At 63.2% G+C, this 18,867-nt stretch carries 17 protein-coding genes; 5 read left to right on the forward strand and 12 right to left on the reverse strand.

What is annotated here, in order from left to right:
• Positions 1 to 57 precede the first annotated feature (57 nt).
• From METH_RS03535 to METH_RS03560, 6 genes are all read right to left on the reverse strand, one after another.
• A complete protein-coding gene (locus METH_RS03535) occupies positions 58 to 1,440 on the reverse strand; it encodes an aldehyde dehydrogenase family protein (protein WP_024089044.1) in 1,383 nt (460 codons plus the stop codon).
• Positions 1,441 to 1,541: 101 nt separating this feature from the next.
• Complete coding sequence (locus METH_RS03540; protein WP_024089045.1) at positions 1,542 to 2,894, reverse strand: glutamine synthetase family protein; 1,353 nt, start codon at positions 2,892 to 2,894, stop codon at positions 1,542 to 1,544.
• Between the two features lie 116 nt (positions 2,895 to 3,010).
• Positions 3,011 to 4,045, reverse strand: coding sequence for a TRAP transporter substrate-binding protein (locus METH_RS03545; RefSeq protein ID WP_024089046.1), 1,035 nt, complete (start codon positions 4,043 to 4,045; stop codon positions 3,011 to 3,013).
• A 52-nt stretch (positions 4,046 to 4,097) separates the two neighbouring features.
• Positions 4,098 to 5,600, reverse strand: coding sequence for a TRAP transporter large permease (locus METH_RS03550; RefSeq protein WP_024089047.1), 1,503 nt, complete (start codon positions 5,598 to 5,600; stop codon positions 4,098 to 4,100).
• Entirely contained in the window at positions 5,600 to 6,196 is a 597-nt protein-coding gene (locus tag METH_RS03555) for a TRAP transporter small permease subunit (protein ID WP_024089048.1), read from the reverse strand. Before METH_RS03555 ends, METH_RS03550 begins: the two co-directional genes overlap by 1 nt.
• Positions 6,189 to 6,974: an N-formylglutamate amidohydrolase gene (locus METH_RS03560; RefSeq protein WP_024089049.1), complete on the reverse strand. Its 786-nt coding sequence runs from the start codon at positions 6,972 to 6,974 to the stop codon at positions 6,189 to 6,191. The genes METH_RS03555 and METH_RS03560 overlap by 8 nt, the downstream gene beginning before the upstream one ends.
• A gap of 153 nt (positions 6,975 to 7,127) precedes the next feature.
• Here METH_RS03560 and METH_RS03565 point away from each other — a divergent pair, with 153 nt between their 5' ends.
• The 3 genes from METH_RS03565 (at position 7,128) to METH_RS03575 (ending at position 8,830) form a co-directional block, all read left to right on the forward strand.
• The gene (locus METH_RS03565; protein ID WP_024089050.1) at positions 7,128 to 8,000 is read left to right on the forward strand and encodes a MurR/RpiR family transcriptional regulator; all 873 of its coding nucleotides are present in this window, start codon (positions 7,128 to 7,130) and stop codon (positions 7,998 to 8,000) included.
• 87 nt (positions 8,001 to 8,087) lie between these two features.
• The gene (locus tag METH_RS03570) at positions 8,088 to 8,375 is read left to right on the forward strand and encodes a hypothetical protein (RefSeq protein ID WP_024089051.1); all 288 of its coding nucleotides are present in this window, start codon (positions 8,088 to 8,090) and stop codon (positions 8,373 to 8,375) included.
• Positions 8,376 to 8,479: 104 nt separating this feature from the next.
• Complete coding sequence (locus tag METH_RS03575) at positions 8,480 to 8,830, forward strand: RidA family protein (protein ID WP_024089052.1); 351 nt, start codon at positions 8,480 to 8,482, stop codon at positions 8,828 to 8,830.
• A 131-nt stretch (positions 8,831 to 8,961) separates the two neighbouring features.
• On the opposite strand, the gene METH_RS03580 is transcribed toward METH_RS03575, so the two are convergent.
• The 6 genes from METH_RS03580 to METH_RS03605 all read right to left on the reverse strand — a co-directional run bounded on the left by METH_RS03580 (position 8,962) and on the right by METH_RS03605 (position 16,803).
• Complete coding sequence (locus tag METH_RS03580) at positions 8,962 to 10,236, reverse strand: aspartate aminotransferase family protein (RefSeq protein WP_024089053.1); 1,275 nt, start codon at positions 10,234 to 10,236, stop codon at positions 8,962 to 8,964.
• Between the two features lie 62 nt (positions 10,237 to 10,298).
• Positions 10,299 to 11,402, reverse strand: coding sequence for a mandelate racemase/muconate lactonizing enzyme family protein (locus METH_RS03585; protein WP_024089054.1), 1,104 nt, complete (start codon positions 11,400 to 11,402; stop codon positions 10,299 to 10,301).
• Between the two features lie 21 nt (positions 11,403 to 11,423).
• The gene (locus METH_RS03590) at positions 11,424 to 12,533 is read right to left on the reverse strand and encodes a mandelate racemase/muconate lactonizing enzyme family protein (RefSeq protein WP_024089055.1); all 1,110 of its coding nucleotides are present in this window, start codon (positions 12,531 to 12,533) and stop codon (positions 11,424 to 11,426) included.
• Positions 12,534 to 12,550: 17 nt separating this feature from the next.
• Entirely contained in the window at positions 12,551 to 13,159 is a 609-nt protein-coding gene (locus METH_RS03595; protein WP_044008321.1) for a dimethylsulfonioproprionate lyase family protein, read from the reverse strand.
• Positions 13,156 to 14,238 carry an alcohol dehydrogenase family protein gene (locus tag METH_RS03600; RefSeq protein WP_044008322.1) on the reverse strand — a complete coding sequence of 361 codons (1,083 nt, stop codon included), beginning with the start codon at positions 14,236 to 14,238 and terminating at the stop codon, positions 13,156 to 13,158. The genes METH_RS03595 and METH_RS03600 overlap by 4 nt, the downstream gene beginning before the upstream one ends.
• Positions 14,239 to 14,343: 105 nt before the next feature.
• Positions 14,344 to 16,803, reverse strand: a complete 2,460-nt coding sequence (locus METH_RS03605) for an FAD-dependent oxidoreductase (protein ID WP_024089058.1) — start codon at positions 16,801 to 16,803, stop codon at positions 14,344 to 14,346.
• A gap of 71 nt (positions 16,804 to 16,874) precedes the next feature.
• Here METH_RS03605 and METH_RS03610 point away from each other — a divergent pair, with 71 nt between their 5' ends.
• Both METH_RS03610 and METH_RS03615 read left to right on the forward strand, forming a co-directional pair.
• Positions 16,875 to 17,762: a MurR/RpiR family transcriptional regulator gene (locus METH_RS03610; protein ID WP_024089059.1), complete on the forward strand. Its 888-nt coding sequence runs from the start codon at positions 16,875 to 16,877 to the stop codon at positions 17,760 to 17,762.
• Entirely contained in the window at positions 17,759 to 18,862 is a 1,104-nt protein-coding gene (locus METH_RS03615; RefSeq protein WP_024089060.1) for an aromatic ring-hydroxylating oxygenase subunit alpha, read from the forward strand. Before METH_RS03610 ends, METH_RS03615 begins: the two co-directional genes overlap by 4 nt.
• Positions 18,863 to 18,867: the final 5 nt, after the last annotated feature.

The raw sequence follows: 18,867 nt of genomic DNA on the forward strand, positions 1-18,867 counted from the left end.
TTCCTTTGATGCAAACAGCCCGCTCCGGGAGGAGACTTCGGAGCGGGCAGGGTGTCCTCAGCCTGCCACTTTTTTCAGGTGGTAGGACTTCGGACGGGTCAGATTGTGATAGCCGATGACGGACAGGCCGCCGCCGCGGCCGGTGTCCTTGCAGCCGGTCCAGCACAGGCCCGGATCCAGGTAGTCGGCGCGGTTCATGAACACGGTGCCGGTTTCGATCCGGTCACCGACGGCCTGTGCCCGCTCCAGGTCGCGGGTCCAGAGCGACGCGGTCAGGCCGAAGTCACTGTCGTTCATCAGTTCAATGGCTTCGGCGTCGGAGGAGACCTTCATGATGCCCACCACAGGACCAAAGCTTTCCTCGCGCATCAACCGCATGTCGTGGGTCACATCCGTCAGAATTTGGGGCGTGAGATAGGCGCCGCCGTCATCCCCGTCCATGGTTTCGATGTGGGCCACGGCACCGGCCTCGACCGCTTCGGCGATCTGGCTGCGCACCTCACCGGCAAAGCGCACATTGGCCATTGGCCCGATGGTGGTTTCCGCATCCAGCGGACTGCCCAGCTTGTAGCCTTTGACGATGGCAATCGCCTTCTCCAGGAAAGCGTCATAGAGGCTCTCATGCACATAGATCCGCTCAATGCCGCAGCAGCACTGACCGGAGTTGAACATCGCCCCGTCGATCAGCGTGTCGACCGCCGCATCGAGATCGGCGTCTTCCATGACATAGCCCGGATCCTTGCCGCCCAGCTCGGTGCCGACACCGGTGAAAGTGCCGGCTGCCGCACGTTCCATCGCCTTGCCGCCGCCGACCGAGCCGGTGAAGTTCACGAAGTTGAACGCCTTCCCTGCAATCAGCGCCGAGGTGGTGTCATGGTCCAAAAAGACATTCTGGAACACATCTGCGGGAACCCCGGCAGATGCAAAGGCCTGCGCCATGCGCTCGCCTGCGAGCAGCGTCTGGGTGGCGTGCTTCAGCACCACCGCATTGCCTGCGATCAGGGCAGGGGCCACAGTGTTGATCGCGGTCATATAGGGGTAGTTCCAGGGCGCCACGACCAGCACGACCCCATGCGGGACACGTTTGATGTAGCGTTTGAAGCCGGCGTCCTCGCCAACCTCGATATCGGCCAGCGACTCCACTGCGATCTTCGCCATATGCGAGGCACGCTCGTTGAAACCGCCGAATTCACCGCCATAGCGGACCGGGCGGCCCATCATATGCGCAAGCTCAGGCACGATTTCGTCATTCATCGCGCCAACGGCAGCGACGCCTGCCATCACCAGGCCGATCCGTTCCTGCAGGGGGCGTGCGGCCCAGCCGGTCTGGGCGCTGCGGGCGCGCGCCACAGCGTCAAAAGCCGCCTCGCGCGACAGGGTTTCGCGTTCGGCAAAAACCGATCCGTCGATCGGCGAGATGCACTTCAGTGTCTGGCCCATGCCATCAACTCCATTCCAAGGGGCACTGGCGCCCCTGCTTCTTTCTGGTCAATAAATACTCCGGTGGGCCGGGGGCTGCCCCCCGGTCCGCCGGGTCCGGATCAGGCCCGCTCGAAGCCGCGCGCGATCTCGTAGTCGGTAACCACGCGTTCGAACTCCTCGATCTCCACCTCTGCCGCGCGGACATAGTGGTCGACCACTTCGTCGCCAAGGGCAGAGCGCAGCATTCCCGACCCCTTCAGCGCCGCCGCTGCATCGCGCAGCGTGCCGGGGATCAGGCCGCTGTCGCCCTGGTAGACATCCCCTTTGGCCGGCGGCTGCAGCTCCAGCCCTTCTTCGATCCCGGCAATGCCCGCCGCCAGCATGCCCGCCATCGCCAGATAGGGGTTCATGTCAGAGCCCGGAATCCGGCACTCCACCCGGATCGCCTTGGTTCCGTCACCGCACAGGCGGTAGCCGGCGGTGCGGTTGTCCACCGACCAAATGATCCGCGTCGGCGCAAAGGTGCCCTTCATGAACCGCTTGTAGCTGTTGATATAGGGCGCCATGAAGGCGGTGTAGTCGGGCGCGTATTTCAGCAGGCCGGCCATATAGGCCTTCATCAGCGGCGACATGCCCAGCTCATCCGACGGGTCATGGAACGCGGGCTTGCCGTCCTGCCACAGCGACTGATGCACATGGGAGGAAGAGCCGACCTTGTCGTGGCTCCATTTCGGCAGGAAAGTCACCGCATGGCCCTGCTGGTGGGCGATTTCCTTCACCGCGTGTTTCGCGATGGTGTGGTACTCAGCGGTGTCCATCGCCATGGCGTATTTGATGTTCAGTTCTTCCTGGCCGGTCTCCGCCTCGCCCTTGGAGTTCTCGATCGGCAGGCCCGCGTCCCACAGATGATTGCGGATCGGGCGCATCACATGCTCCTCGCGGGAGGTCTGCAGGATACTGTAATCCTCGTTGTAGCCCGAGATCGGCGCCAGATCGCGGAAGCCTGCGCGGCGGATTTCATCAAAGCTTTTCTCGAACAGGAAAAACTCCAGCTCGGTGGCGCACATGGCATCATAGCCCATTTCTTTGAGCCGGTTCACCTGGCGTTTCAGGATCGCACGGGGGGAGTGCGGAACCTCCTCTTGGGTATGGTGGTCCAGCACGTCGCACAGCACCATCACGGTGCCCTCCAGCCACGGCACCGGGCGCAGGGTCGCCAGATCCGGCTTCATCACGTAATCGCCATAGCCGTTTTCCCAGCTGGTCGAGGCATAGCCATCCGGCGTTGCCATCTCCAGATCCGTCGCCAGCAGGTAGTTGCAGCAATGGGTCTCTTCCCAGGCGCCGGCGACAAAATGCTTGGCGTGGAAGCGTTTGCCCATCAGCCGCCCCTGCATGTCCACAAGACACACCAGAACCGTGTCGACCAGACCCGAAGAGACCTGGGATTTCAAATCATCGAAGGAGAGCATGAGCAGCCCTTTGCGTGCTTGGGCCAAAACTTTTCCTCAAAAGTTTTGACAAATTTCTTGGGTAAGGAATTTGGCCCGCTGCGCGGCAGGCCAAATTCCGTGGCTCAACCGGTCCCTTAGCTGTAGCGGTAGGGGCGGCCTGCCTTCTGCATGTCGGCGTTGTACTTCTTGAAGATCTCGACAACCTTTGCCTTGGTTTCGGATTCTGCGGCGATCTCGTCCCAGAATTTCACTGCGGCGTCTTCGACCTGTGCCCATTCGTCGTCGGGGATGGTGGTCAGCTTCATGTCGCTGCCGTTGACGCGCAGGTTGGCCTCTCCGCCCCAATACCACCATTGGCGGTAGTAATGCGACTGGTCGCAGCAGACACGGAACAGGGTCTGCAGGTCTTCGGGCAGTTCATTCCAGCGGCCCTGGTTGGCAAAGAACGACCCGGCCCAGGCGCCGGAGATGTTGTTGGTCAGGAAGTAGTCGGTGACCTTGGACCAGCCGACGGTGTAATCCTCGGTGATGCCGGACCAGGCGATGCCGTCCAGTTCGCCGGTCTGCACCGCGACCTCGATGTCTTCCCAGGGCAGGGTGACCGGCACCACGCCGAACTGCGTCAGGAAGCGGCCCGCGGTCGGGAAGGTAAACACCCGCTTGCCCTTCAGATCGGCCAGCGAATTGATCGGATCCTTGGTGGCAAAGTGGCAGGGATCCCAGGCGCCGGCCGAGATGTGCTTGACGCCGACCTTGGAATACTCAGCGTCCCAGATCTCGTTCAGGCCGTACTGGTTGAACAGCACCGGCACGTCCAGCGAATAGCGCGAGGCAAAGGGGAAGTAGCCGCCGAACACGGTGACTTCGGTGGGGGACGCCATCGAGTCGTCGTCCGACTGCACCGCATCGATGGTGCCGCGCTGCATGGCGCGGAACAGCTCGCCGGTGGGGACCAGCTGATCGGCGTAGTACAGCTCGATCTGCATCCGGTCGCCGGCGATCTTGTTGAACATATCGATGGCGGGTTTGATCACATGTTCACCCAGCGCGGCGCCGGCATAGGTCTGCATCCGCCATTTGATGGTGGACTGGGCCAGCGCCGGGGTGGCCAGCGGTGCCGCCATGGCGCCAACGCCGGCGGTCTTAAGAAACTTGCGTCTTGTTGTCATAATTCTCACTCCTTGTTGAAACATCCGGCCCCTTGGCAGGACTCTTTCTTGGTTATTTTCCGTAGACAAATTCCGGCAGCCACAGGGCGATTTGCGGGAAGACCATGATCAGGGCCAGTGCCAGCACCATCACCGCAGCAAAGGGGATGATCGAGACATAGATGTCCTTCAGCCCGATTTCCGGCGGCGCCATGGCCCGCATCAGGAACAGGTTATAGCCGAAGGGCGGTGTCATATAGGCGATCTGGGTGGTGATGGTGTAAAGCACCCCGTACCAGATCAGATCGAAGCCAAGCGCCCCCACCAGCGGCACATAGAGCGGCGCCACGATCACCAGCATCGCGGTGTCATCCAGGAAAGTGCCCATGATGATGAAGCTCAGCTGCATCAGGATCAGGATCATCCAGGGGGAAAGGCCCAGCTTGGTGGTGAACAGGTCTTCGATGGCCTTGACCGCGCCAAGGCCGTCAAAGATCGCCCCAAAGGCAAGGGCGGCCAGGATGATCCACATGAACATGCAGGAGATGCCAAGGGTCGAGCGCACCGAGGTCTCAAACACGTCTTTGGTCATCCGCCCCTTCAGAACCGCAGCAAGGAAGGCAGTCATGGCGCCGATCGCCGAGCTTTCCACCAGCGATGTCCAGCCGTTCACGAAGGGCACCATCATCGCGGCAAAGATCGCCAGCGGCAGCACGCCGGAGAACAGCAGCCGGTATTTCTCCTTCATGAACACGTCTTTGTAGAACAGGGTGTTCCTGCGGGTCAGGAAGGACAAAGCACCCATGGCCAGCGCCAGGCCAAGCGCGGGTTCGGTCTCCAGCGCGCCGGTCTTAATCAGCAGCGGCACCAGCACCAGCGCACCCAGCACGATATAGTTCAGACGCAGCGGGTGGTCGGTGATCTGTTCATACTCGGCCAGATCCTCGGGGTGCATCGCGGGACCCAGGTCCGGCTGCATGCGGGAGCGGACATAGATGTAGATGATGAACATGGTGGCCATCAGCAAGCCGGGGATCACACCCGCCAGCCACAGCTGGCCCACCGGCTGACGTGCGATCATCGCATACAGGACCAGCACCACCGACGGCGGCACCAGGATCCCAAGCGAGGACCCTGCCTGAATGGTGCCGGTCACAAGAATCTTGTCATAGCCGCGCCGCAGCAGTTCCGGCAGCGCAATGGTGGCACCGATTGCCATGCCGGCCACCGACAACCCGTTCATTGCCGAAATCAGAACCATCAGACCGATGGTGCCGATCGCCAGACCGCCTTTCACCGGCCCCATCCAGACGTGGAACATCCGGTAGAGGTCGTCGGCGATTTTGGACTCTGACAGCACGTAGCCCATGAAGATGAACATCGGCAGCGTCAGCAGCGGATACCACTTCATCAGTTTCATCGCCGCTGAGAAGGGGATCTCCACCCCGCCGGTGCCCCACAGGAGCATGCCTGCGACCGCACCGACAAAGCCGATGGCGCCGAACACCCGCTGGCCGGTCATCAGCATCAGCATCATGCCGGCAAACATGACAATGGCAATCCATTCGTAGGACATCAGATTTCAACTCCGCGCAGGCGTCCGATATCCCGGAACAATTCGGCAAGGCATTGCAGCAGCATCAGAAAGACGCCGAAGCAGAGGATGGTTTTGACTGGCCACAGGAACGGCCGCCAGGCGGTGGAGCTACGCTCCAGATAGCCGATCTCTTCGCCCGCGGCCGCCGGGCCTTGGGTCACGAGCGTTTTCAGCAAATCCCAGAAGAACTGCACCGGCTCCACGCCGAAATAGCCCAGGGAATAGGCGGTGGAACTCAGCGCCCCGTACATCAGGATCACCAGATAGGTGATCAGGAACAGCACGGTGAACGCATCGACCATCGCCTTGGTTTTCGTCGACCAGGCGCCGTAAAACAGATCCATCCGCACGTTCGATCCCATCTGGATCGAATAAGGCCCGCCCAGAATGTAATAGGCCACCATCACAAACTGCGCCGTCTCCAGCGTCCAGTGCGACGGGTCGAAAAAGGTCTTGGACACCGACGACCACAGCAGAACCCCGATCAGGGCAAAGATCAGATACATGGCAAAGCGGCCGATGAAGCGGTTCATTGCGTCAATGCCGCGGACATAGGCCCGGATTATTCTAGGCATCTGGCCCTCCCTCTGCCGTCAGCGCGGTCAGGGCCGGGCGCAGCAATGTCAGCATCTCTTCTGCCATGGCCTCTTCTTCTTGCGGCGTGGTCACCAGATCATTGCGGATTTCGATCATCACATTGGCCAGCCCATGCGCCAGCCCGTGGATCTTCAGTGAATGAGTGACGCCATCCGCCGGGCCATAGGGCTCATTCCGCTCCACCCTGCGGTGCGGCAGGGCAGGGGCTGCGGCCAGCATTGCGTCTGCCAGCCGGCTGTCGGCGTCGTGCAGGATGCCGATCTCCACTGCGCGGCGTTCACCGTAATAGACCGGCGTGAAGCTGTGCATGGTGACCAGAACGGTTTGCAGCCCGGCATCCTTGCGGGCCTTGATGACCTTGGTGACAGCGCCGCAGAACGGGGCATAGACCGAGTCCGTACGCTCCTGCCGCTGTGCTGCGGTCAGGCCCTTGTTGCCGGGCACCTCCACCAGTTCGGATTTCTCCGGCATTGCCGAGGCCGCCTCGGGCGGGCGGTTGCAGTCGTAAACCAGCCGCGACACGGTGCTGGCCACCAGCGGGGCATCCAGCACCTGGGACATATGCAGGGCCACCGCCCGCGCACCCGGGTCCCAGGCAGCATGGCTGAGCCGGTCCTCGTCCCGCAGCCCCAGCCCGTCATAGCGCGCGGGGATAGTGTTGGACGCGTGCTCGCACAACAGCAGAACCGGGCTGGTGCCCTCACGGTTCACCACCTCCACTGCATCCCCCTGAGCGTGAGAATCACTCTCTCGCATATGCCGCCTCCCTGCGATTTGGAAAAATGTTTCCATGAAGAGATAATTGTGTCAATATCTTTTCATGTTCGGTTTCGCACAGGGATTCCTGAAACTTTCTTTTCAGGCCGGATCCGGATAGGAAAGTGTCTGTTCAAAAGCAGGATTGCCCCGTTGACGAAACCGCCAGCCACCGTTCGCGAGTTGATCCGCGAGACCTATTCCTCGCTCACCCAATCCGAACGCAAGTTCGCAAATCTGCTGCTGGAAAACTATCCTGCGGCGGGGCTGGCTTCGATCACCATCGTGGCCAGCAATGCTGATGTTTCGACGCCGACGGTGGCGCGGATGGTGCAGAAACTGGGTTTCAAAGGCTATCCGCAATTCCACCAGGCGCTGCTGAAGGAGCTGGAGGCCAAGGTCTCCGGCCCGACCAAGCGGCGCGACAATTGGGCGACCGAGGCGCCCGAGGGCCACCTGCTGAACAGATTTGCACAGGCGGTGACCGACAACCTGCAGCAGACATTCTCGAACATCGACACCGTGCAGTTCGATGCGGCCGTGCTTCAGCTCTCAAATACCGAGGGGCGTCTTTATGTCGTTGGCGGCCGCATCACCCGGGCGCTGGCGGATTACGCCTTTACCCATTTCCAGGCGATCCGGCAGCGGGTGACCCATATGACGTCCTCCTCCGCCACCTGGCCGCACTACGTGCTGGACATGGTGGAGGGCGATACCCTGCTGTTGTTCGACGTGCGCCGCTATGAAACCAACCTGCAGCGTTTGGCCGAACTGGCCTCCGAACGCGGAGTGAAGATTGTTCTGATCACGGACCAATGGGCCAGCCCGATTGCGTCGGTTGCCGAACACACCTTCAACTGCTGGGTCGAGATCCCCTCGGCCTGGGACTCCAACATCTCCACCATGATGCTGCTGGAAGCGATGATTGCCGCCACCCAGGAAGAAAGCTGGGACAAGACCAAGGACCGCTACGACCGCCTGGACGAGCTGTTTGATATGACCCGCTTGTTCCGCAAGTTCTCCTGATCAGAAGGCAGGCTGCTGCATGGACATTGACCTCAGCTTGCGCCTTACTGAGCATCAAGCCGGTTTCTTTCAGGCAGGAGTATTCACATGCGGCTAATCGCAATTCAGGCGCAGGCCGCAGTTGCCGCCGCAGCCGCCGCGGCCAACCCGCTCAGCCGCATCCTGGCCAAATCCGGGCTGGCGCCGCAGGACGCTAACATCATGCGAAAGGCCGAACAGCCCCTGCTGGCCGGGGTGCAGGGCGGCACCGGCCGGCGGGCCGAACGGACCAACCCGGACAGCGGCGCAGATGGCGAGGTCCGGATGGCCGGCATGGAGGGCCCTTGCCTGCTCTTGCAGCATCGGGCCTTCCTGAAGGACAGCCAGGACCCCTAGCAGGCCCGGCGCAAGTTCTGCCCGTCAGGGGCTGACTGGCTGTTGCCCCAGTAACCCGCCATAAAAGCACAACCCGTTTCAATCAGCGCAAGGAAGATGAAGATATGCCTGACATCACACGCAAACACACCGGCCAGCGGATGAGCCAGATCGTGACCCACGGGGATACCATCTATCTGGCAGGCCAGGTCGGCACTGCCGGAGCCAGCGTTGCGCAGCAGACCCAGGATTGCCTGGACAAGATCGACGCGCTGCTGGCCGAGGCCGGAAGCAGCAAGACCCGCATCCTCCAGACAGTGATCTGGCTTGCCGACATGAAGGATTTTGCCGAGATGAACGCAGTTTGGGACGCCTGGGTCCCCGAGGGCCACGCCCCGGCACGCGCCTGCGGCGAGGCGAAGCTGGCCCGCGAGGATCTTCTGGTCGAGCTGATCGTCACCGCTGCCAAGGCCTGATCCTGGCGGAGGGAGCAAACTGGCGGGCCACCGGCCCGCCTTCTCTTTGCCGGGTGCCGCCGCAGCACAGGCTCGGGACCTCAGGACAATGCCCGGCACCGGACCCGGTTCACGTGCAACAGCGCCTGCTTTCAGTCCAGCGCCATTGCCGCTTTGCGGATGGCTGCTTCGGTCTGTTCCAAGTCCTCCCCGGTCAGTGCCAGGCTTGGGTAGGTCTTACCGGGCGACTTGAAGATGCCCTCCGCGCGCAGCACCGCATTGTACCGTCTGGAGCGTTTTAAGTTGCCGGCCTGGGTATCGCGGTAGTCCCTGACCTTGGAATCGGTGAACACAACTTCGAACAGCGCAGGCTCGCCCACGATCCGGAACGGCACCCCGGCTTCTTCCAGTGCAGCACTGGTTGCCTGCATCAGCCGCTTGCCGTGGCCGTTCAGCCGGTCATAGGCGCCCTCGCGGCGCAGCACTTCCAGGGTCTTGAGGCCCGCCGCCGCGGCCACCGGATTGCCCGACAATGTGCCCAGCTGCATCAGCCAGCCCTCGGCGCCGACCTGCGCCTTGTCGAAATGCCGCATGATATCCGCCCGGCCCGCAATCGCTGCCAGGGGGAAGCCGCCGCCGATCACCTTGCCCAGCGTTGCCAGATCCGGGGTCACCCCATACAGCTCCTGCCCGCCGCCATAGGTGGAGCGGAAGCCGGTCACCACCTCGTCAAAGATCAGCAGGCTGCCGTGTTTCTGCGTCTCCTCGCGCAGCAGTTCCAGGAACCCCGGCAGCGGCGGCACAATGCGCTGCAGCGGCTCGGCGATAATCGCGGCGATCTCGTGCCCGTGCGCCGCCATCAGCTGCTTGATGTACTCAAAATCATTGAACGGTGCGACCAGCACCTCGGCGGCGACCGACGGCGGGATGCCCGCGCTGTCCGGCACCGCCTGCGGGAAGTTCACCCGCACCGAAGGCGCCAGGCTCATCTGCGCCTCTGCCGACATGCCGTGATAGCCGCCCTCGAACTTCACGATCTTGGTGCGCCCGGTAGAGGCGCGGGCCAGCCGGATCGCATACATGTCCGCTTCGCCGCCGGTGGAGACATAGCGCAGCTGTTCGGCGCAGGGCACCGCGCGGCAGATCTCCTCGGCCAGCTCGATGCCGCGGGCGTTGCTGGCAAAGAAGGTCATGCCCTTGGGCAGCTGCTGCAGCACAGCCTCCATCACCTCCGGATGGCCATGGCCCAGCATCATCGGACCGGAGCCGATCAGATAGTCGATGTACTCCTTGCCGTCTTCGTCCCGCACCCGCGCGCCGTTGCCCTCGCGGATGACGATACCAGGATCAAAATTGCCAAAACCGCCCGCGGGCAGCACCGCGCGGGCGCGTTCGGTCCATTCAGCCTGGGTGAGGATCTTTTCCATTTCACTCTTCCTGTTCGGGCGGGTTGCCCATTGTTAGGTATTTTTTGACCGATGAGGCAAAATTATTCGATCACAGCTGCGGGGGCACCCAGGCCCTCGCGGTCGGGGCTTACACCCAGCCCGGAGCCTTCCGGCGGCGCGATGCGGCCATTGCGCCGCGCCGGTCCTGACGGGTCCAGCCGCGGGCTGACGTAAGAGGCCAGATCGCAGACATTCATCAGCCGCAGCGGATCGGTGGCCGCACCCAGATGCAGCAGGGCGGCGGTGGTGATGTCGGAGCCCCAGGTGTCTTCTATGCACATCCTGGCCCCGAGGTGCAGGCACAGATCGCGGGCCCGGCGCGACGCCGACAGGCCGCCGAATTTCGACAGCTTGATGGCCACCGCATCCATCACCCCCGCGGCGTGGCCCGCCAGCAGCGAGGCCGTGTCAAAAGCGTTCTCGTCCAGCTTCATCGGCAGCCCGCAGGCCGCGCGCACCCGGGCGCAATCCTCAATTGTGGCGCAGGGCTGCTCCAGCATGATGTCGAGATCCGCCACCGCCCGGCCCACGCGCAATGCATCCAGCGATGTGGCGCCGCAGTTCCAGTCGCCATAGACCATCGGGCCATTGCCCACCGCCTCGCGCACCATCCGCAAGCGGGCCACATCCGCCTGCCAGTCACGGTCCGCGCCCAGCTTGACTTGAAACTGGGTGATGCCGGTTTCCTGTGCTTCGCGGGCGATCCGCGCCATTTCCCAGGGCGCGATGCATGTGATCGAGTGATACAGCGGCATATCCACCTGCCGCTGCCCGCCCAAGAGCGCATGCAGCGGCAACCCGGCGGCCTGTGCGGTCAAATCCCATAGGGCGATGTCGATGGCGGATTTGGCGTATGCGTGCCCCTGCAGCCAATGGTCCAGCTTGGCCATCACTGCCTCCGGGCCGACGGGATCGGCGCCCAGCAGCACCGGCGCCATCACCTCGACTGCGGGGACCACGCCGCGGGCATAGGCAGGCAGGTAGTGCGGGATCGGGCAGACCTCGCCCCAGCCGGTAAGGCCGGTGTCGGTGTCCAGCGCCAGCACCACGCTTTCGACCGTATCGCAGGTCTTGCCCTCGGCCATGTAATAGGCGGTGTGGCTGGTCAGCGGCACATGCCACAGGGAAATCCGGGTGATGTTCATGCGCGTCTCCTGCTGCCAGCGCTATCGTTGATAAACCGCCACCGGGTCCCCCAGCGCGCCCTCTTCCGGGGCCACCCCCAGGCCCGGCAAGGAGGGAGGAACGGCGGCGCCGCCGGCGTTGCGCGCGCCCTGGCCGGGCACCGGGTCCACGTCCAGATGATAATGGCACAGCCAGCTCGCCAGCCGGTTTGCCGCGGGCGTCGAGGCCGCCAGATGGATTGCTGCCGTATCGGCCAGCGCCGAACCGCCAACATCTTCGATATGCATCTGCCAGCCGACCGAGACTCCGAAGTCGCGGATCTGCCGCGCCTTGGTCAGGCCGCCAACACGGTTTGGTTTCACTTTCACCCCCTCGCAGGCGCCGCGCTGCCAGGCGTTCAGGTGGTCGCCGAACGTGTGCAGGCATTCATCCAGCATGATCGGGTTGCAGACGCGGGACGCCACATGGGCGCATTGGTCCAGCGTCTCGCAGGGCTGCTCCACCCAGTCGCGCGCCTTGACCGAATTCAGAACCTCAACCGCCACGCCCGGCTGCCAGGCGCGGTTCACATCGAAGGTTACCTTGTGCCCCTTGGGCAGGCCTTCGGAAATTGCCTCGATCCGGTCAATGTCGAGGCCGGTGTCGGTGCCGCCCACCTTGGCCGAATGCACGGTGTAGCCCTTTTGCGCAGCGCGGGCGATCAGCGCCAGCATCTGCTCCGGGCTGCCTGTGGAGATTGATGAGTTGACCAGCACCGGCGCCGTCTCGGCCCCGCCCATGAGCTGCCACAACGGCATGCCCGTGGCCTTGCCGAGAATATCCCAGCAGGCGATGTCGATCGCAGACTTCACATATGGATGCCCCGGCAGCTGCACATCCATCACCCGGTTCACATGGTCCGGGCTGCGCGGGTCGAGGCCAAGGAGGGCAGGCGCCAGCGTTTCGATCCCGGCCCGGATTCCCGGCCCGTGCGCAGGCAGATAGGTATGCCCCCAGGGGCAGCCCTCGCCCCAGCCCGAGACCCCCTCGTCGGTATCTATGCGCACAAAGGTGCTGTCGAGTTTCTCGAACTTCAGCCGCCCGCCTGAAAGAAAGTAGGGTTCCGTGAGCGGCATATCGAGCTGGCAGACAGTGATGCGGGTGATCTTCATGGCGGCGCTCCTGTTGTTCAGCCGGGGGACATTGCCGGATCATCCGCCAGCCCATCGCCGCGCCAGAAGACGAAGCAGAGGATCGGATGTTCGTTGGTGATCATCGCATGCGGCTGGTCGGCCCCGTGCATCTTGGTATCGCCCGGCACCAGGCGGCGCACCTCTTCGCCCCTGGCCATGAAATCGGCGCTGCCGGAGAGGATGGTATATAGTTCCTCCGGCCCGTGCTGATGCCAGGGATAGTCCAGCCCCGGCCCCCAGTAGCCGATGGTCATCCGCGATTGGGCTGAGTGGAAATGGCCGGTGGGGCCAACCAGCTCAAACCAGCCGAAACGCTGCAGGAAATCCCTGCCGACCTCCTCCTCGGTATAGGTGAGGCGCCATTCCGCATGCGGCGCCAGCGCCATGACCGCCTGCTGAAGGGCGCGCACTTGGGCCTCTGCCGGGATGCTTTCGGCGGCAAAACCGGGATCCGATTGCACCAGCGGTGCCGCGGGAATTTGATGAGCTTCGCGATCCGCCCAGGTGATGTCGTCGGGCCAAGGCTGGAACGCCGCCACTGCGGGCAGGGCCGCGTGAAATGCCTTTGCGGCCTCCAGTGCTTGTTCGAACAGCGCCCGGCTCATGGGATCACCACAATTTTGCCGGTGTGCTTCTTGGCGATGAAGGCGGCCTGGGCCTCTTTCAGGTCCGACAGCGGATAGGCTGCCGCCAGCGACGGTCTGATCTCACCATTTTCGATATAGGAGACCACATCGGTGAAGATATGATGCGGGGTTACGGTGGAGCCGGTGAAGGTCAGATCGCGCAGGTAGAAGGTGCGGAGATCCAGCTCCACCACCGGACCGGCAATCGCGCCCGAGCAGGTATAGCGCCCGCCGCGCTCCAGCACCTCGATCAGCTTGGGCCACTGGGCCCCGCCGACCACATCGGCAACCACGGTGACTTTCTCCTCGCCAAGGGCTGCGCGCAGATTTTCCGGCGCGCGCGGCAGGATCAGGTCGGGGCCGAGCGCCGCCACCTCGGCGTGTTTGGCCTCGGAGGCCATCGCGATCACCCGGGCGCCGCGGCGTTTGGCCAGCTGGACCAGCGCGCCGCCAACCCCGCCCGAGGCGCCGGGGATCAGCACCGTGTCGCCGGCACCAGCATTGGCGCGGCTCAGCATGCCTTCAGCGGTGACATAGGAACAGGAAAAGGTTGCCAGCTCCGCATCACTGAAGCTGCTGTCGACCACTGCAACGCCGCGCACATCCGCCTTGGTGTATTCGGCAAAGCCGCCGTCGCATTCGGAGCCGAAATAGCCCGCCTTGTCCTTGTTCTCAGGGTCGTCCCAGTCCCGCACCCAGCCGCCGGCCATCACCCGCTTGCCGATGAGGGCGGGATCGGCGCCTTCGCCGGCCGCCACCACTGCGCCAACTGCATCGGCGCCCTGGATGCGCGGGAAGGTAAGGGGGCGTCCGCCCCAGGTCGGGTCTTCGGCGCCGGCCTCGTCAAAGGCACCGCCGGTGGTGGCTTGGTTGACCGATTTGGAATACCAGCCGGAACGGGTGTTCACATCGGTGTTGTTCAGCCCGCAGGCGCCGACCTTGATCAGCACCTCCATCGGGCCGGGCTGCGGCACCGGCCAGTCCTGGTGCCATTCGTATTTGTCCAGACCGCCGTGGCCGGTCAGGACCATCGCTTTCATGGTGTCGGGCAGGGTCATTTCCTGTGTTTTCCTATTGGCTATGGGGAAGGGCGCGCTGCCCCCCGCCTTCGGCTCCCCCCCCGGAGTATTTTTGAAATGATGAAAGGGGGGGGCGGGATTTCCTTATTCCGCAGGGGTGCGCGCCGCGTCGGTGCGGGGCAGCAGGCTTTCGGGGTCATAGGCAGGCGCGCCAAGAATCCGGCCTTGCCGGGGCTTGCCTGCGATCACCACTTCGATCCCGGTGCCCGGCACATTGGCGTGCGGTTTCACATAGGCAAAGGCCAGGATCTTGCCGGCGGTGTGTCCATAGGCGACCGAGGCGGTGGAACCCACGACCTGGCCGTCCAGCAGGACCGCTTCGCCGCCATGGCCATCCGTGACGCCGTCCGGTTCGATCTCCAAGTAGGCGCAAACCCAGGGCAGGGCGTCTGAATTCAGCGTCTTGTCCTTGCCCAGATACACTTTGTCCGTGCGGGAAAAACGCAGCATATCCGCCTCCGCCAGGGTCACCTCGTTGGTGAGCTCGACAGCACCCTTGAAGCCTTTCTCCATCCGCATGGCGTTCATCGCGAAGGAGCCGTAGTCGGCAATCCTATGCGCTTCGCCGGCGGCCCACAGCGCGTCATAGACAGCCAGGGCGCTGGCACGCGGGATGTGCAGCTCCCAGCCCAGCTCGCCCGCGTAAGACATGCGGAAGGCCCAAAGGCTGTGGCCCGCCACGTCGATCTGCTGCGCCGTCAGCCATTTGAAACCGGTATTGCTCAGGTCCGCGTTGGTGCAGACACCGAGCACCTCGCGGGCTTTCGGGCCGTTGAGCGCAAGGGCGGCCCAGTCGGTGGAGAGGGTTGTGATCTCCACCACTTCATCCGCGCGGTTCTGGTTCAGGTGGTCCAGCAGCCGCTGTTCAAAGAAGGCGGCACAGACCAGATAGTAGCTGTCTTCCGCCAGCTTCACCACGGTGGTTTCCAGCTCGATCCGGCCGCGGCGGTTCAGCATGTGGGTGAGGGTAATGCCGCCCGCCTTCCGCGGCAGGCGGTTGGCGGATAGCCGGTCGAGGAGCGCAGCGGCGCCGGGGCCGGAGACCTGAACCTTGGTGAAAGCCGAGATGTCCATGATGCCCACGCCCTCGCGCACGGCTTTCACCTCCAGACCGACCATGCCGTGCACCGCATTGCGCTTGAACGAATAGTGGTCGCACTGAGCCACACCGTTCCTGGCAAACCAGCGCGGACGCTCGTGGCCATAGACCTCTTCATAGACCGCGCCCTTTTCCTTCAGCCGGTCATAAAGCGGCGAGGGCTTGACCGGGCGGCCCGCCAGGCGGTTGAAATGCGGAAAAGGGATTTCGTGGCGCAGCTTGTAGTCCTCATGCGCCTTGGTCACCTGCCAGTCCTTGGTGGCATAGGCGCCGAAGCGGCGCGGGTCATACTCGCGCATCGAGATATCGGCGGCGCCATGCACCATCCAGCGCGCCAGCTCCCGGGTAAGGCCGGGCCCCCAGCCGATGCCGATCTGGGTGCCGCAGCAGCACCAGTAATTCCTGACGCCCGGCGCCGGGCCGATCAGCGGGTTGCCGTCCGGCGGATGCGAGATCGCGCCATGCACTTCGCGCTGGATGCCCAAGTTCGCAAAGACCGGCATCCGGTTCAGGCTTTCCTCCAGCCACGGCATCACCCGGTCGTAATCGGCATCGAACAGCCAGTTCTCGTAGTCCCAGGGGCAGTGGTCATGCCAGACCGAGTTGCTGCCTTCCTTCTCGTAGATCCCGATCAACCCGCGCTTCTGCTCCATGCGGATGTAGCCGGAGACCTTTTTGTCATCGCGGATCACCGGCAGTTCTTTATCCAGGTTTGCAAACTCCGGCACCGGCTCGGTCACGAAGTAATGGTGGGTCATCGAGGTCATCGGCAGCTGCAGCCCGGACCATTCGCCCATCTGGCGGGCATAGGTGCCGCCGGCGTTGACCACATGCTCGCAGGTTATAGTGCCCTTTTCAGTTTCGACGATCCATTCGCTGTTCGGGGCTTGCGTGATGTTGGTCGCGCGGCAGTGGCGGATGATCCGCGCGCCCAGCTGGCGCGCGCCCGCTGCCATCGCCATGGTCACACCTGAAGGGTCCGCATGACCGTCGTCAGGGGTGTACAGCGCGCCCTGCACCCCTTCGAGGTTATAGAAGGGGTGCAGCTCCGCAACCTTCTCACGGCCAACCAGTTCGATGTTGAAGCCCAGGCTGCGGCCGACGGACAGGGTGTGGCGCAGCCAGTCCAGCTCATCCTCGGTATAGGCCAGCCGGAACGAGCCGCAGCCGTGCCAGGTCACCGCATGGCCGGTCTCTTCCTCCAGCTTCCCGGAATAGAGGCCGATGTTGTAATCGACGCATTTGCCAAGGCCGGACGAGCTGGTGGAATGGGTGATCTGCCCCGCCGCGTGCCAGGTTGAGCCCGAGGTGAGTTCGGATTTCTCCAGCAGCACCACCTCAGACCCCCAGCCCTCATGCGCCAGGTGATAGGCGAGGCCCACCCCCATCACGCCGCCGCCCACGATGACCACACGGGCCTGCGCGGGGAATTCCTTGTCTGCCATTTCACCGTTCCTGATTGCAGAGTCGCTTTTCTGCTCGACAGGCTAGTTCCACATTTGTACCATCGTCAATCATGAATGACACAAATGTATCAACGACTGTTTTGGAGCGCCTCACCGAAGAATGGGATGCGCTGACACCCGAGGCGCAGAAGGCGGCCCGCTATGTGCTGGAGAACCCCGCGGATGTGGGGGTTTCCACCGTGCGCGAGATTGCCGAGGCGGCAAATGTGAAGCCCAATACCTTTGTCCGCATGGCGCGGCAGGTGGGTTTTGAAGGCTACGAGGATTTCCGCGCCCCGTTCCGCGAGGCTATCCGCAAGGGCGGGGTGTCCTTTCCGGACCGCGCGCGCTGGCTGCAGGACATCGGCAAGTCGGGCGGGCTGGGCGGGCTTTATGCTGACATGGCGGGGGCTGCGATCCGCAATATCGAGGAAACCTTTGCGGGCATTGACGCTGCCAGCCTGGAGACGGCGGCCAAGGCGATCTGGGAGTCCCGCCAGGTCTTTACCCTGGGCGTCGGCGTCAACAACGCCAATGCCCGCAACTTCACCTATCTCGCCTCCACCGGCATGAAACAGTTCCACGCCATCCCGCGGCCCGGCTCCACCGCCGTCGATGATCTGGCCTGGGCAGACGGCGATGATGTGCTGATCGCTATGACCTGCAAGCCCTACCGCACCGAGGTGATCGAGGCGATCCGCATTGCGCGGGAGCAAGGGGTCACGATTGTCGGCATTTCCGACAGTCCCGCCAGCCCCGTGGTCCTGAATGCGGATCACGGGTTTGTCGTCGCGGCGGACACGCCGCAATTCTTCCCGTCCTCCGTCTCGACCATCGCCCTGCTGGAAACGCTGCTCTCCTTTGTGATTGCCGTCTCCAGCGAGGAAATCGTCGAGCGGGTGGAGCATTTTCACAAACGCAGGCACCAGCTGGGCCTTTATGCGGAGGATCCTGAATGAACACCCCTCTGACCCATTCCCTCGCAGCACGGTATTACACCGATCCGGCCGTCTTCGAGGCCGAACGCAACGGCCTGCTGGCCCGCAGCTGGCAATTTGCAGGCCATGCCAGCCAGCTGGAAAACCCCGGCGACTACTTTGCGTTTGAGATGGCGGGTGAAAACCTGTTCAGCATCAAAGGGCGCGACGGCGAGATCCGCACCTTCTATAATGTCTGCCAGCACCGCGCCCACCAGCTGGTCACGGGCGAGGGCACCACGCGGGTCGTGGTCTGCCCCTACCACGCCTGGACCTATGAGCTGACCGGCCAGCTGCGCGCCGGGCCGAACCTCAACTCGGTGCAGGGCTTCGACAAATCCAAGGTCTGCCTGACCGAGATCCGCACCGAGGTGTTCCTCGGCTTCATCTTCGTGAACCTTGATGCCGAAGCCCGGCCGATGGACGACTGGTTCCCGGGTGCCCGCAGCGAGCTGGAAAGCTTCGTCCCCAACTGGGCAGACCTGAAGCCGCTGGAGTGGGTGGAGATCCCGGAAAACTGCAATTGGAAGGTCTCGGTCGAGAACTATTCCGAATGCTACCACTGCAGCCTCAACCACCCGACCTTCGCCACCGGGGTGATCAAGCCGGAAACCTACGACATCCAGCCCCAGGGCTATTGCCTGCGCCACACCACCGAGTGCAACGCGCTGGACCAGATGACCTATGACATCAACTCGGGGTTCGAAAACAACGGCAAATATTCCAGCTGGTTCCTGTGGCCGATGTTCTCTTTTCAGGTCTATCCGGGCAACATCCTCAATACCTATCATTGGCGGGCGGTGGATGCCGGCCATGTGGTGGTCTGGCGCGGCTGGTATTCAGTCCGGGGCGAGGACAATGAAACCGTCCGCCGGCTGGCAGTACAGGACCGCGCAACCACGGTGGAGGAAGACATCCACTTGGTGGAATCGGTGCAGCGGGGTCTCAAAAGCCGCGGCTATGTTCCCGGGCCTTTGGTGGTTGATCCCTCTTGCGGAGTGAACTCGGAACACTCCATCCTGCATCTTCAGAAATGGATGCGCGAAGCGGCAGACCGCGACCTCGCAGCAGCAGGGACTTGAACGGC

The organism is Leisingera methylohalidivorans DSM 14336 (genome assembly GCF_000511355.1).
GTDB classification, from domain to species: Bacteria; Pseudomonadota; Alphaproteobacteria; order Rhodobacterales; family Rhodobacteraceae; genus Leisingera; species Leisingera methylohalidivorans.

Coding starts and splice junctions, on each gene's coding strand:
- METH_RS03535 (WP_024089044.1), bottom strand. CDS start 1,440: ATGGGCCAGACACTGAAGTGCATCTCGCCGATCGACGGATCGGTTTTT.
- METH_RS03540 (WP_024089045.1), bottom strand. CDS start 2,894: ATGCTCTCCTTCGATGATTTGAAATCCCAGGTCTCTTCGGGTCTGGTC.
- METH_RS03545 (WP_024089046.1), bottom strand. CDS start 4,045: ATGACAACAAGACGCAAGTTTCTTAAGACCGCCGGCGTTGGCGCCATG.
- METH_RS03550 (WP_024089047.1), bottom strand. CDS start 5,600: ATGTCCTACGAATGGATTGCCATTGTCATGTTTGCCGGCATGATGCTG.
- METH_RS03555 (WP_024089048.1), bottom strand. CDS start 6,196: ATGCCTAGAATAATCCGGGCCTATGTCCGCGGCATTGACGCAATGAAC.
- METH_RS03560 (WP_024089049.1), bottom strand. CDS start 6,974: ATGCGAGAGAGTGATTCTCACGCTCAGGGGGATGCAGTGGAGGTGGTG.
- METH_RS03570 (WP_024089051.1), top strand. CDS start 8,088: ATGCGGCTAATCGCAATTCAGGCGCAGGCCGCAGTTGCCGCCGCAGCC.
- METH_RS03575 (WP_024089052.1), top strand. CDS start 8,480: ATGCCTGACATCACACGCAAACACACCGGCCAGCGGATGAGCCAGATC.
- METH_RS03580 (WP_024089053.1), bottom strand. CDS start 10,236: ATGGAAAAGATCCTCACCCAGGCTGAATGGACCGAACGCGCCCGCGCG.
- METH_RS03585 (WP_024089054.1), bottom strand. CDS start 11,402: ATGAACATCACCCGGATTTCCCTGTGGCATGTGCCGCTGACCAGCCAC.
- METH_RS03590 (WP_024089055.1), bottom strand. CDS start 12,533: ATGAAGATCACCCGCATCACTGTCTGCCAGCTCGATATGCCGCTCACG.
- METH_RS03595 (WP_044008321.1), bottom strand. CDS start 13,159: ATGAGCCGGGCGCTGTTCGAACAAGCACTGGAGGCCGCAAAGGCATTT.
- METH_RS03600 (WP_044008322.1), bottom strand. CDS start 14,238: ATGACCCTGCCCGACACCATGAAAGCGATGGTCCTGACCGGCCACGGC.
- METH_RS03605 (WP_024089058.1), bottom strand. CDS start 16,803: ATGGCAGACAAGGAATTCCCCGCGCAGGCCCGTGTGGTCATCGTGGGC.
- METH_RS03610 (WP_024089059.1), top strand. CDS start 16,875: ATGAATGACACAAATGTATCAACGACTGTTTTGGAGCGCCTCACCGAA.
- METH_RS03615 (WP_024089060.1), top strand. CDS start 17,759: ATGAACACCCCTCTGACCCATTCCCTCGCAGCACGGTATTACACCGAT.